This window comes from Paenibacillus sp. p3-SID1389 (genome assembly GCF_025151705.1).
Lineage (GTDB): Bacteria > Bacillota > Bacilli > Paenibacillales > Paenibacillaceae > Fontibacillus > Fontibacillus phoenicis.
Genome location: NZ_JALXVO010000009.1, coordinates 16,899 through 29,203 on the forward strand (window position 1 = coordinate 16,899; position 12,305 = coordinate 29,203).

At 54.8% G+C, this 12,305-nt stretch carries 12 protein-coding genes; 5 read left to right on the plus strand and 7 right to left on the minus strand.

The window, feature by feature from the left end:
- Positions 1 to 4: 4 nt before the first annotated feature.
- The gene (locus M3G15_RS05695; RefSeq protein WP_016311079.1) at positions 5 to 1,063 is read right to left on the minus strand and encodes a GerMN domain-containing protein; all 1,059 of its coding nucleotides are present in this window, start codon (positions 1,061 to 1,063) and stop codon (positions 5 to 7) included.
- Positions 1,064 to 1,217: 154 nt separating this feature from the next.
- Here M3G15_RS05695 and M3G15_RS05700 point away from each other — a divergent pair, with 154 nt between their 5' ends.
- On the plus strand, positions 1,218 to 1,784 hold the full coding sequence (locus M3G15_RS05700) for a phosphatidylglycerophosphatase A family protein (protein ID WP_009225127.1): 567 nt from the start codon (positions 1,218 to 1,220) through the stop codon (positions 1,782 to 1,784).
- A gap of 66 nt (positions 1,785 to 1,850) precedes the next feature.
- Here M3G15_RS05700 and M3G15_RS05705 read toward each other — a convergent pair whose 3' ends face one another.
- The 3 genes from M3G15_RS05705 to M3G15_RS05715 all read right to left on the minus strand — a co-directional run bounded on the left by M3G15_RS05705 (position 1,851) and on the right by M3G15_RS05715 (position 4,959).
- Positions 1,851 to 2,852 (minus strand): MBL fold metallo-hydrolase, encoded by a 1,002-nt coding sequence (locus M3G15_RS05705; protein WP_260070335.1) that lies wholly within the window; start codon positions 2,850 to 2,852, stop codon positions 1,851 to 1,853.
- Positions 2,849 to 3,583, minus strand: coding sequence for a class I SAM-dependent methyltransferase (locus M3G15_RS05710; RefSeq protein WP_036645155.1), 735 nt, complete (start codon positions 3,581 to 3,583; stop codon positions 2,849 to 2,851). Before M3G15_RS05710 ends, M3G15_RS05705 begins: the two co-directional genes overlap by 4 nt.
- Before the next feature lie 179 nt (positions 3,584 to 3,762).
- Complete coding sequence (locus M3G15_RS05715; protein WP_260070336.1) at positions 3,763 to 4,959, minus strand: peptidylprolyl isomerase; 1,197 nt, start codon at positions 4,957 to 4,959, stop codon at positions 3,763 to 3,765.
- 247 nt (positions 4,960 to 5,206) lie between these two features.
- On the opposite strand from M3G15_RS05715, the gene M3G15_RS05720 reads away from it, so the two are divergent.
- Positions 5,207 to 6,562: a dipeptidase gene (locus tag M3G15_RS05720; RefSeq protein ID WP_009225123.1), complete on the plus strand. Its 1,356-nt coding sequence runs from the start codon at positions 5,207 to 5,209 to the stop codon at positions 6,560 to 6,562.
- Between the two features lie 151 nt (positions 6,563 to 6,713).
- On the opposite strand, the gene M3G15_RS05725 is transcribed toward M3G15_RS05720, so the two are convergent.
- The 3 genes from M3G15_RS05725 to M3G15_RS05735 form a co-directional block, all read right to left on the minus strand.
- Complete coding sequence (locus tag M3G15_RS05725; protein WP_009225122.1) at positions 6,714 to 6,938, minus strand: helix-turn-helix domain-containing protein; 225 nt, start codon at positions 6,936 to 6,938, stop codon at positions 6,714 to 6,716.
- A gap of 118 nt (positions 6,939 to 7,056) precedes the next feature.
- A complete protein-coding gene (gene glpK, locus M3G15_RS05730) occupies positions 7,057 to 8,547 on the minus strand; it encodes a glycerol kinase GlpK (protein WP_009225121.1) in 1,491 nt (496 codons plus the stop codon).
- A 274-nt stretch (positions 8,548 to 8,821) separates the two neighbouring features.
- Positions 8,822 to 9,265, minus strand: a complete 444-nt coding sequence (locus M3G15_RS05735) for a MarR family winged helix-turn-helix transcriptional regulator (RefSeq protein WP_009225120.1) — start codon at positions 9,263 to 9,265, stop codon at positions 8,822 to 8,824.
- A 236-nt stretch (positions 9,266 to 9,501) separates the two neighbouring features.
- Between M3G15_RS05735 and M3G15_RS05740 the strand changes: the two genes are divergently transcribed.
- From M3G15_RS05740 to nagA, 3 genes are read left to right on the plus strand one after another with little or no spacing between them, the layout of a single operon-like run.
- Complete coding sequence (locus M3G15_RS05740; protein ID WP_009225119.1) at positions 9,502 to 10,371, plus strand: MurR/RpiR family transcriptional regulator; 870 nt, start codon at positions 9,502 to 9,504, stop codon at positions 10,369 to 10,371.
- Entirely contained in the window at positions 10,365 to 11,093 is a 729-nt protein-coding gene (gene nagB / locus M3G15_RS05745) for a glucosamine-6-phosphate deaminase (RefSeq protein ID WP_009225118.1), read from the plus strand. Before M3G15_RS05740 ends, nagB begins: the two co-directional genes overlap by 7 nt.
- The gene (nagA, locus tag M3G15_RS05750; RefSeq protein WP_009225117.1) at positions 11,093 to 12,283 is read left to right on the plus strand and encodes an N-acetylglucosamine-6-phosphate deacetylase; all 1,191 of its coding nucleotides are present in this window, start codon (positions 11,093 to 11,095) and stop codon (positions 12,281 to 12,283) included. The genes nagB and nagA overlap by 1 nt, the downstream gene beginning before the upstream one ends.
- Positions 12,284 to 12,305 lie beyond the last annotated feature (22 nt).

The following is a 12,305-nucleotide window of genomic DNA, read 5'->3' on the forward strand; positions in this document are numbered from 1 at the left end:
ATAGTTACAGCGGGATTTCGTTAATCGTTTCCGGCCGTATCACCGGTTCGCTGTAGGTCTGGTTATCCAGGCCGACAACTTCCTTCTGTCCGTTGAGCCAAATGCGCACCTTGCTGTCGTCCCGGTTCTCCGTCACCGTCAGCACCAGTGATTGCAGCATTTGTGCTGGCAGTTTCTCCCCGGCTTCAAACATATCGTCCTTCAGCGCAACGGTCACAATGCCGTCCTTCGAGACCTCGACACTTTCCAGCTTCGTGTTATCGGTCACGACCCGCTCCAGGCCGTCTCCTTGTTGCGGCCCTTTGAGCAGCTCGCCGAGCGCGGATTTCACGCGATCGCCGTCGGCCGGGACAAATCGCGTCACCGGGACGAAGTATTGGACCCCCTCTGGCGTTGCTGCGGAGAAGTATACAATGACCGGGCTCAGTTGGGATAAGCCGGATTCTGCTTTAATTTCGAGATTAATCCCAAAATTACGGCTAAGCGGCCGATCCAGCGGCGTACCGTTCACCGGCATTTCGTTTAACTTCTGCCCGTCCACCCATAGCTGAACCTTCTCCACATCCGGCGTTCCGGTTAACGTCCAGGTCAACGCTTCAAGAATTTTGCGCTCATCGGCGGCTTCATAGCCCGTAAATGCTTGGTTAAACTCGACGACAGCCAGCTTCTCATCTTTTTTAACAGTTACAGCCTTCACTTCACTGCCCGCCGGAAGAATGCCGCTAAAACCAACCGGGAGGAGGCTCGCATACTTGCCGTCCTTCACCAGCATCTCCAGCATCCGGTTCAGCTTCAGCGAAGCCTCGCCATCAGGCAAGTGCAAGGCGACCGGGGCCAGCAAGCCATGCTCGTTCACCAAGTAAACTGTAGAGAGTGCTTCCTCCTGGGCAAAGCTTGTCTGCTCCGCGGCATCCAGACCTTCCAACATTTGCGTTTCAATATCGGTAGGCGGAGGATCGATTTGAGCGGAGCTTCCCCCAAACATACCGCAGCCCGACAGCAGCAGCGGAAGCGTAATTGCCCCGGCGGCAGCCGTATTTCGTAATCGGCGGTTCCATTTCATTTTTGCTCGTGCCTCCCTAAGTTTTTCATTTGGCTAAGGTTTGTATTACTATATATACGAGCCTTGTCCCGAAACATAACTATATTTTTCCGGGATCTGGACAAACTTCTTCATATCTTGTCAATCCAACTATTAATGACGAGGAGGAGAGTGTATGGGGATGGAACAACCAAAGGCCAAAGCGCCTTACAGTCTGAACAGCAAAAAGGTCGCTGATGCCACCAAGGAGTGGCTGCACAAGCGCGGCGTGACGACGGAGCAAATCGCAGAACTCGTAATGTTTTTGCAGCAAAAATACTACCCGAACCTGACGATGGAAGAGTGCATACATAACGTGGAGCAGGTGCTGACCAAACGCGAGGTGCAAAATGCGGTGCTGACCGGCATCCAGCTCGATATTTTGGCAGAGCAGGGGATGCTGATCCCTGAACTGCAGGACATGATTGCCAATGACGAAGGGTTGTACGGTGTGGATGAAATCCTGGCCTTCTCGATCGTAAACGTGTATGGAAGCATCGGCTTCACCAACTACGGTTATGTCGATAAGCTGAAACCGGGTATTTTGGAACGGCTGAATGACAAGACGCTGGGTCCGTGCAATACGTTCTTGGATGACATTGTCGGCGCCATTGCAGCCTCGGCCAGCAGCCGGATCGCCCATCGCAAACAAGCGGAACGGGAAAAAGAACGCGGTGAGGAATCCCTCGACTCCGAGCGGTAATCTCCATCAGTGCAACGCAAAGAAGGACGGCAAATCAAATGCCGCCCTTCTTTTTGCATTATTGGACTATTCCACCGGAGCATACCGGATAACCTCGTCTGTACCTTCTCCGTTCGTCTGCTCTTCAGCCCGCCCTTGCCGGACCAACTCAACTAGATGGGCCAGCGTTTCTGACATGGCAAAGCGCATTTGGTGGATGCTAAGCTCCGTGCCAAATAAGGCGGCGCAAACGTCGAAAGCCGTTTGCGGCCGCTCCTGCAGCAACCGTTCGATGCGCAGGAGCCGCTCGCCGTGATGCTCAAGCAACAGCCGCACACGCTCCGCAAAATAATCAAACGGATTGCGGTGTCCCGGATATGCGGTTGCCACCTCGTAAGCGCTCAGCTTCTCCAGCGAATCCAGGAACGATTGCAGCGGCTGCGGATCACTGCCGGGCAAGAAGCTGACGTTGGGGGAGATTTGCGGCAGCACCGCATCCCCGCAGAACATCAGTTGGTGTTCGGCACTATAAAAGGACAGGTGCCCCGGGGCATGTCCGGCCGTTTCAATCGGCAGCCAGGCTCGTCCACCCATCCGGATCGGCTCTCCCTCCCGGAGAAAGGTTACTTCGGGAGCCGGCGTGACCTGAGCGAAAAAGCCCTGCAGATGCCCGGGCAGCTGGCTGTACCACGATTCCGGCATCCCGTGCCGCCGGTACAAATCGGGCAGCGCTTTGTGCATCCGGCTGTCCGGCCCCCACATCAGCCGCGTCTCTTTATAAGCCCGCGGCGACATCAATACGGCCGCTCCGGTGACCTCCTGCATATATCCCGCCAGGCCATAATGATCGGGGTGGTGGTGGGTCAAGACGATTTGCCTAATGTCGCGCGGCGATATCCTGAGATCCTGCCAAGCTGCCCGCCACTCTTCGATCGTCTCCTCCGTTCGCGGCCCTGGATCGATGATGGTAATCCCCTCTTCTCCCTTCAGCACATAGCTGTTCACCCTGCGCAGGGGAGGGGCCATCGAGATCGGAACACGGGCCACGAGCTCCCGGTCCCAGAGCTGAATTTCCGGCAATAATGTCATGGCCGCACCCCCACCAAAATCATGCGCCGAGACGTCTTCGGATCGTAAAGCTCTTCATCATAATCCCCATGAACGTTCTGCAAGGTTAAACCGGCCTCCTTCAGCATCCGCCGAAAATCATCCAATTCGTACAGCTTAATCCGCTCCATATAATGCCTTGGTTCTCCGCCAGGGGCGGTAATTTCGATGTCCTTGATGACATACCCATCTTCAATCCGCCGCCGTTCTACGATCTGCTGCCCCGCGTCCTCCCGTACCGAATACGGAACAAGATGGGCGGCAACATAAGCGGGATTAAGAAAATCGAGAAGGAAACGGCCCCCTGACTTCAGTACGCGGGCCGCTTCCCGCAGCACCTTGATCTGCTCCTCGTCCTTTTTAAAATAACCAAATGAAGTAAATAAGTTCACCACCGCCTCAAACTCCCCGCTTTGAAGCGGCAACTCGCGCATATCAGCCCGGTGCCAGGTGATCCGACCCTCGGGGTCGAGGCGTCTCGCCTCGCGCAGCAACACCTCTGACAAATCCACGCCGGTCACCTTGTAACCCGCTTCGGCCAGCGCCAGCGAATGGCGGCCCATGCCGCAGCATAAATCCAACACCTTCGCACCTGGAGGAAGATGAAGCCAGCGGATCATCCGCTGAACTTCGTGTTTCGCACCTTGCGCATCGCGGTGCTTATATACCAGCAAATAATCTTCCCCGAAACTAAGCTCATACCACTCCGCCATCTTCCCCTGCCTCCATACGATCCGTCCCAATTGGATATGTACTCAAATGCATCCGTGTATCCTCATTGTACCGTCAGACTTCCGGAAACACAAAGCGATCTTGAAGTGTTCAAACCGAAATACCAAAAACCGCCGAAGCAGAGCTTCGGCGGTTCAGAATGGCTGCTGCTTCAGCCGAATTACTCGGCAGCGGCTGCATCCGTAAATGTATTGGTGATTTTCGCTTTGCTGCGAACGTCCTCCAGCCACGCTCCCGACATGCTGGAAACCTGTTGGGAGATAAGGCTCTTGCGGATCTCATCCTTCTTCTCCTCCAGCGTTGCCGTGTGGGCTTCCTTCTTGTCGGTGACTTTAATGACCTGATAACCTTCGCTCGTCTTAACAGGCTCGCTAATCTCGCCTTTCGCCAGCTTGAAGGCGGCTTCTTCCACCGCTTCTTCCATTTCGCCGCGGGCGAAGAAATCGGTGTCTCCTCCTTGATCCTTCGTAGCTGTATCCAGCGATTTGCTCTTGGCCAGCTCTGCAAAATCGGCGCCTTCCTTCAACTGCTTCACGATATCCTTCGCTTCCTCTTCAGTTGCGACCAAAATGACGGAAGTCCGAACTTGCTCCGGTGTATTAAAGGAATCCTTGTAGGTTTCAAACGTTTCCTTAACCTGCTCGTCGGTAACATTGATCTGCGGTTCCAGCAGCTTCGTCAGCTTCAGCTCCATTTCGACCTGCTTGAGCAAATCATCCATGGTCATCCCGTACTGCTCCAAAGCTTGATTCAGCGCTTCTTCCGAACCAAACTGGGTTTTGTAGGTTTCGATTTCGGCGTCGACATCGGCATCCGTGATCGTGATATTGTTCTTAGCAGCCTCTTGGTTCACAAGCTCCTGGTTGATGAGGTTTGTCAGCGCTTGTTCTCCGCCATTGGCAGCCAGTTCTTCATAGAGCCGGTCCTTCGTAATTTCCACACCGTTAACCGTAGCGACGGCCTCTGCCTTATTCGTGGCAAACGGCGGTTTGATCAGTACAACGACCAGCAAAACAGCCAGTACCAACGATACGATCTGCCATACTTTATTACTGGATGTAGGGGCTTGTACCGGTGCAGTCTCCGTCTCCCCGTTCAGGGGAACCATCACCGGCGTCAAGTCCTCATCGGTTGTGCTGCCCGTAGCCGCGACGGTTACTTCCGCTTCGTTCGCTGGAGAAGATTCCGTTTCCGTCGACGGGTCGCCCACAGCATCCGCCGGATCATTTGCCGCTTTCGCTAGCTGGTCCGTCCCGGCATCCACCGGACCGGCCTGTCCATCCTGGGCCCGCGTCTCCTCAGCGGCTCCGGTTTCGCCTCCGGTTGCCTCCAACTCTTTTTTTTCCTTTTCGTCCATATGACTTTGCGACTCCCTTCTTCATGAAGCATTCAATTTGGATTCAAAACGTGCTTTCTTGACTTTACCAGATATCCATCGAATTTACCTTAAATATTCCTAAAAAAAGCGCGTCCCTTTTAAGGTGAATTTAAGGAATCGGGAGGCTCTTGCTTTTAATTGCGTCACCCCATCATTCGTGTTCTCGGCAAAAAAGGTGTAGAATATAAAGGTAAAACTAGTTCTAGTTCGGGAGGAACATTCGACGATGGATTATCAAGCTTATTTTAATACGAACCGCGAACAACACTTAAATGAACTTGGCGAATTGCTTCGGATTCCCAGCATCTCCGCCTTGTCCGAACACAAAGGCGATGTGCAGAAGGCGGCCGAATGGATCGCCGAAGCTCTGCGCCGCGCCGGTATGGAATCGGTGGAGATTCATCCTACTGCAGGGCATCCCATCGTTTATGCCGAGCATCTGCACGCACCAGGGAAACCAACCGTTCTGGTTTACGGCCATTATGACGTACAACCGGTAGACCCGCTGAATCTGTGGGAGACGCCGCCATTTGAGCCGTCCATTCGGAACGGCAAGCTGTACGCCCGCGGAGCGACGGACGATAAAGGCCAAGTGTTTATGCATATTAAGGCCGTTGAGGCGATTTTGAAGCAGGAGAAGGAGCTTCCGGTCAACATCAAATTCTGCATCGAAGGGGAAGAGGAAGTCACCAGCCCGAACCTGCCCGCCTTCTTGGAAGCCAACCAGGACAAGCTGGCCGCTGACGTGATCCTGATCTCCGATACCGCGCTGATGGCACCGGGCAAACCGGCGATTTGCATCGGTCTGCGCGGCTTATGTGCGATGGAAGTCTCGGTGTATACCGCCAACACCGATTTGCACTCCGGTACATATGGCGGCGGTGTCCCTAACGCGCTGCACGCCCTGGTATCGTTGCTGGCTTCCCTGCATGATGAGCAAGGCCGAGTCACGGTCGAAGGCTTCTACGAAGGCGTTCACGAGCTGTCTGCGCTCGAACGCGAAGAGTTCGCCAAGCAACAATTTGACGAAGAGAAGCTCAAGCGGGATCTTGGCTTGAAGGAGCTGTTTGGCGAAGCAGGGTACTCCTTCGTCGAGCGGACCGGCGCCCGTCCAACGCTGGAACTCAACGGGGTTTACGGCGGATTCCAAGGGGAAGGGACCAAAACGGTACTGCCGAAGGAAGCCCATGCCAAAATCACCTGCCGCCTCGTTGGCGACCAGGACCCGCAAGCCACGATCGACCGCATCGAACGGCATCTGCACAAACACCTGCAGCCGGGGGCAACCTTGAAGGTCAAAGCGACCGAGAAAGCGCGGGCCTTCACCTGCAATCCGGAAGATCCGATGCTGCAAAAAGCGGCCGATGCCTACGAAGCCATTTACGGCACTCGGGCGCTGTTCACGAAGGACGGCGGTTCGATCCCGATCGTCGAGACCTTGTCCCGCGTCCTGTCGGCTCCAGCCGTCATGATGGGCTTCGGGCTGCCGGACGAAAACCTGCATGCGCCAAACGAGCATTTTAACCTGGAGAACTTTGACAAAGGGCTGCTCACGATCGTTCATTATTTGAAGTCGCTGTAACGTTAGTTTAGCCAATAACCTCCGGCATCTGATGTGAATAGGATGCTTGGAGGTTTTTTTATTTGCGGATACGCACACAAAAAAACCTTCTCTTACCCCTTCCGGGGTGAAAAAGAAGGCTTGCGGCTTTCTACGAACACGTAGTTCACCGTCAGATTTTCAGCTCCCCAAGCTTGATCAGCTCGACAACCGCCTGCGCGCGACCTTTGACATTCAACTTTTGCATGACGTTAGAAATGTGATTACGGACGGTTTTCTCACTAATAAACAGTTGCCCGGCAATGTCGCGCGTCGTTTTATCCTGCACGAGAAGCTCGAAGACCTCCCGTTCACGATGAGTCAACAGAAATTTGCTGTTACGATCGCTGCTCTTCAAAATGCGTCACCCCTCCTTGCTCGGGTTTTGTGGTTTAACAAGGTTCAGGGATACAGTCAACACATCTTATGAAGAAACAGGGTTAATGGTGCGGTGCCGTATAGAAATGGGCGGCCCGTTATTTGAAGGCCATCGCGGCCTGAACCGCTTTCAGCCAGCCTTGGTAGAGCGCTTCCCGCTTAGACTGCGGCATCGTTGGGATAAACCGGCGTTCCAGGCGTTTGCACTGCGCGACTTCGTCCAAATCGCTCCAGTAGCCGACCGCGAGACCCGCCAAAAAGGCCGCGCCCAACGCCGTCGTTTCGCCGATCGCCGGACGTTCTACGGGAACCCCAAGAATGTCGCTTTGGAACTGCATGAGAAAGCCGTTCGCAACAGCGCCGCCATCCACCTGCATGGACCGTACGGCGTATCCGGCATCCTGCTCCATCGCGCCGAGAACGTCTTTGGTCTGGTAAGCCAGCGCCTCCAGCGTCGCCCGGATAAAATGCTCCTTCGTCGTCCCCCGCGTCAGGCCAAATACCGCGCCGCGAACTTCGCTGTCCCAATACGGGCTGCCGAGACCAACGAAGGCTGGAACAACGTAGACGCCTTCCGTTGAGTCCACGCGCGAGGCGTACACCTCGCTGTCCTTGGCGTTCCGGAACATGCGCAACCCGTCGCGCAGCCACTGGATCGCCGAGCCGGACACGAAGATACTGCCCTCAAGAGCGTACTCCACCTTCCCGTTTAAGCCCCAGGCCAATGAGGTGATCAGCCCGTGCTCCGATACAACGGGGGTACTGCCGGTATTCATCAGCATAAAGCAGCCGGTTCCGTACGTCGTTTTGACCATCCCCGGCTGGAAGCAAGCTTGCCCGAACAGAGCTGCCTGCTGGTCTCCGGCCGCCCCCGCGATCGGCACCTCCTCCCCGAAGAAGTGGTACGGAACCGTCGTGCCGTATACCTCGGAGGAGGATTTCACTTCAGGCAGCATCGCCTTCGGGATGTCCAGAATCGCAAGTAGCTCGTCATCCCAGGTCAGCTCGTGGATGTTGTACATCAGCGTCCGCGAAGCGTTGGAATAGTCCGTTACATGCAAGCGGCCGCCGGACAGCTTCCAGATGAGCCAGGTATCGATGGTCCCGAACAGCAATTCGCCCTTCGCCGCCCGCTCCCGCGAGCCTTCGACATGGTCGAGGATCCACTTGACCTTGGTTCCAGAAAAATAAGGGTCGAGCAGCAGACCGGTTTTGGCCCGGAACAAAGCGTCATGACCGGCATTCCGCAGCTCCTCGCAGATCGCGGCCGTTTGCCGGGATTGCCAGACGATCGCCGGGTAAATCGGGTTGCCGCTGTCTTTTTCCCAAACGACCGTCGTTTCCCGCTGGTTCGTAATCCCGATCCCAACAATCTGCCGCGGCTTGATACCGGATTCCGATAAGCAGGAAGCAATCACCGACATGATCGAGCCCCAAATCTCATTGGGATTCTGCTCGACCCAGCCGGGTTCGGGGAAATACTGCGGGAATTCCCGCTGTGCCGAATGAACAATCTCCCCTTGCCGGTTAAACAAAATCGCCCGCGAGCTCGTTGTGCCTTGATCCAAAGCCAAGATATATTTTTCCATGGAACTCCTCCGTTTCGGTTTGATGAAATAACGCTTTCATTCTTATGTCTATCATAACCCGGCATCCTTCGTGCACGCTATCAGGTTCACGGAGAATCAGCGATAAGAAAAACGTCTATCGACGTACATTCAAAGTAGACAGACCGCGTTTAGCGGAAGTTTATCTTGCGATATCAGGATGCTAATGCCCCGAAGTTTATACTTTCTGATATCTTAAAAAAAGAACCATAGAAAATTCCATGGTTCCTTTCCGCCAATATGTTCACCGCTTCCCTCACGCTTTGGAATTCTTGGACAGCTTCTCCAAAATCGTGATCATCATCTCCAGCTCCTCTTCGCTGAGGACGGATAAATGCGTTTTCAACACTTCCCGTGACTTCTTCCGGGCTTCCGCCAGCACCTCGGCCCCCCGCTCGGTAACCGACAACAGCACCGCCCGCCGATCCTGCTCGTCATGCCGCCGCTCCACGAAACCGCTTTGGACCAGCCGATCGATCATGACCGTAATCGCGCTGGGCTTCACCTCCAGCTTCTCGGCTAAATAGCTGACATTGCAGTTGGACTTCCGGGCAATCAGCATCAGCGTATGAAATTGCGGGCCCGTCAGGCCCAGCTCCTGATGGTGCATTAATTCACTTTTCACTTTCCGAAACGAACGGGTCCATACCGATTCGATCCGATCTATGTAATGGTCGAGATCAACGGACAACCAAACCATTCCTCTCTCCGATAATAACCCTACTGTTTAGAGTGTATTATGCAGACTCCGAAAATTCAAGGAATCTGTCGCCATTTGACGGGTAACCCTACTTGAAAAGGCCGGGAAAATCGCTTATGATGAAACCGAGAAGTCAAAATAATTTTCACATTTCACAAGAATTTAATAAAAATTATTTTCGTAGCAAGTAAACAATCACATCCAACGGCTGAACTTCCTGAGGGAGGAATTTATCTATGACACCCATATTGCATGCGGTATCCAGCCACCTGGAGACGCTGTCGCCGCAGGAACGCAAGCTGGGCGAATACATTTTGGAGTCGCCGGCCACCGTCATTCATCAGGGGATCACAGAGCTGGCCAATGCGTGCGGGATTAGTCCCTCAACGGTGACAAGGTTCTGCAAGACTTTTCACTTTAAAGGCTTCCCTGATTTCAAAATGAAGCTGGCTTCCGAGCTGGCCCACAAGCCTGCGGAGAACCACTACCAGGACATCATCGCCGGCAACGACCTGCAAAAAATCGTCGAAGCGATGGAAGCCAACCATCTCGCCTCGATTACCGACACCACCCGGCTGCTGGACATGAACCAGCTGTCCCGGGCCGTTGAGGCGTTATGCCGCGCCAAGCGCATCGATCTGTACGGTGTGGCGACTTCCTCGATTGTCGCCCAAGACTTTTACCAGAAGCTGGTGCGTATTGGCAAGAACTGCACCGCCTTCGCTGACTCGCATATGCAGATCACTTCCGCTTCCTCGCTCGGCGAAGGCGACGTGGCGCTGGCGATCTCCTATTCAGGCGAAACGCCGGAAACGATCGACGCCCTGCGCTGCGCCAAAGACAGCGGCGCAACCACGTTGTCGCTCACGCAGTACAGCAGCAACTCCCTGGCTTCGCTCGCGGATATCGCTTTATTCTCATCCTCGTTAGAGGAAGGCATGCGCCGGGGCGATATGGCCTCGCGTATTGCGCAGCTGCACGTCATCGATATTTTGTTTACGGGGATGGTCAGCTTGGAATTCCAGGATTTCATTCCGAAGCTCGAAAGCTCGTATCAGAATGTTCAAATTTATCGTAAAACCCAAGGAGGGCAACACGAATGCTGAATATTATCAAAACCAACAGCGAGCAGCAATTTAATGAAACCGGAGCAGGCATCATCGCCAGCCTCCTGCAATCTAACCCGCGGGCGATTTTGGGCCTGGCTACCGGCAGCACACCGGTCGGGGTGTATGAGAAGCTGATCGAGCTGTACAAGAAAGGCAGCGTTAGCTTTAAGCAAGCGAGCAGCTACAATCTGGATGAATACATCGGATTGCCGGCGGACCATCCAGAGAGCTATCGCCGATTCATGGACGAGAAGCTGTTTAATCATATCGATATTTTGCCAGAAAATACGCATGTACCTGAGGGAAATGCTCCGGATCCTGAGCAAGCGGCCAAGGACTACGCAAAACTGCTGGATCAAGCGGGTCAAATCGACTTGCAGCTGCTGGGCCTTGGACATAACGGCCATATCGGGTTTAACGAGCCTGCCGATGAGCTGACGGGGCCGCCGCATGTCGTGAAGCTGCAAGAGCGGACACGGCTGGCCAATGCGCGCTTCTTCAATTCCATTGACGAGGTGCCAACTCACGCGCTCACGATGGGGATCGGTTCGATCCTGCAGGCTAAGCAAATCCTGCTGATGGCCAAAGGCGAAGACAAAGCCGAAATCATCGCCAAAGCGTTAAAGGGGCCAATCACGACCCAATGTCCGGCTTCGCTGCTGCAAACCCACCCGAATGTGGTTGTCGTCGTTGACCAGGCTGCGGGGAGATTCCTGTGATGAGCGGCGCCGGACGTACCTTCAACCTCATTCATGCCGAAGTTGTCACCCCGCGCGGAACGTTCCGCGACGGCGCGGTTGCGGTGAAAGACGGCGTCATCACTTACGTCGGCACGACCGCCGGATTACCTGAAGCTCACGCTGCAGGCGTCGAGACGATTGATGCGAAAGGCAGCTATGTGCTGCCCGGCTTTATCGACGTGCACGTGCACGGCGGCATGCTGAAGGATTTCTCGCAGCCAAGCAAGCAAGGTCTGGACGCCATTACGAAGCTTCATTGCAGTCAGGGAACGACTTCGATGCTGGCGACAACGATGACCCTTCCGAAGGCGATGATCGACAACGTGCTGGCCGAAGTCCATCAATATATGGCTGGCGAGATGCCTTATGCCCAATTGGTTGGCGTTCATCTGGAAGGGCCGTTTATCAGCCCGAAATGGCCGGGCGCCCAAAATCCTGAGCACATCGTCCCGCCGAACCGCGAATGGATCGAAGGTTGGGAACAACAGTATCCGGGGTTAATTAAGCAGGTTACGTTTGCGCCTGAACGGGACGGGGCGCATGAGCTGATCCGCTATTTACGGAAGCAGGGAATCGTAGCGGCTGCCGGTCATACCGATGCCACTTACGAAGAAATCATGGCCGCTTACGAGGTTGGCTTAAACCACTCCGTGCATATGTTTAACGCCATGACGCCGCTGCATCACCGCAAACCGGGCACCGCCGGGGCAATCCTGAGCACGCCGGGCATTAGCGCAGAAATCATCGCCGACGGCATTCACGTCCATCCTGCAGCAATCCGGCTGTTGGCCAGCGTGAAGACCGGCAGCAACCTGCTCCTGATCACCGATGCTATGTCGGCTGCAGGGCTCGGTGACGGGGACTACATGCTTGGCGACCTGCCGGTTGTCGTGAAGAATAACGTCTGCACGCTGCGCGACAGCGAAGGAACGTTAGCCGGAAGCACGTTGACGATGATCCGCGGTTTCCGCTATCTCGTACGCGAGGTGGGATTGTCGATCGAACGCGCGTCGGAAGCCGCCAGCGCCAATCCGGCGAAGCTGATCCGCATCGACCATTTAACCGGCTCGATCGAAACCGGCAAACAAGCAGATCTGCTGCTGGTCGACCGCGATTTGGAATTGCAGCGGGTGTGGGTCAAAGGACGTGCATTCCAAGATAACGAATAATCAAAACCATCCAATCACAAGA

Bases quoted from the DNA above. Each gene is read 5' to 3' on its own strand.
- M3G15_RS05735 (WP_009225120.1), bottom strand. From the start codon at position 9,265: ATGGTTTGGTTGTCCGTTGATCTCGACCATTACATAGATCGGATCGAA.
- M3G15_RS05720 (WP_009225123.1), top strand. From the start codon at position 5,207: ATGGATTATCAAGCTTATTTTAATACGAACCGCGAACAACACTTAAAT.
- nagB (WP_009225118.1), top strand. From the start codon at position 10,365: ATGCTGAATATTATCAAAACCAACAGCGAGCAGCAATTTAATGAAACC.
- nagA (WP_009225117.1), top strand. From the start codon at position 11,093: ATGAGCGGCGCCGGACGTACCTTCAACCTCATTCATGCCGAAGTTGTC.
- M3G15_RS05715 (WP_260070336.1), bottom strand. From the start codon at position 4,959: ATGGACGAAAAGGAAAAAAAAGAGTTGGAGGCAACCGGAGGCGAAACC.
- M3G15_RS05710 (WP_036645155.1), bottom strand. From the start codon at position 3,583: ATGGCGGAGTGGTATGAGCTTAGTTTCGGGGAAGATTATTTGCTGGTA.
- glpK (WP_009225121.1), bottom strand. From the start codon at position 8,547: ATGGAAAAATATATCTTGGCTTTGGATCAAGGCACAACGAGCTCGCGG.
- M3G15_RS05705 (WP_260070335.1), bottom strand. From the start codon at position 2,852: ATGACATTATTGCCGGAAATTCAGCTCTGGGACCGGGAGCTCGTGGCC.
- M3G15_RS05695 (WP_016311079.1), bottom strand. From the start codon at position 1,063: ATGAAATGGAACCGCCGATTACGAAATACGGCTGCCGCCGGGGCAATT.
- M3G15_RS05700 (WP_009225127.1), top strand. From the start codon at position 1,218: ATGGGGATGGAACAACCAAAGGCCAAAGCGCCTTACAGTCTGAACAGC.
- M3G15_RS05740 (WP_009225119.1), top strand. From the start codon at position 9,502: ATGACACCCATATTGCATGCGGTATCCAGCCACCTGGAGACGCTGTCG.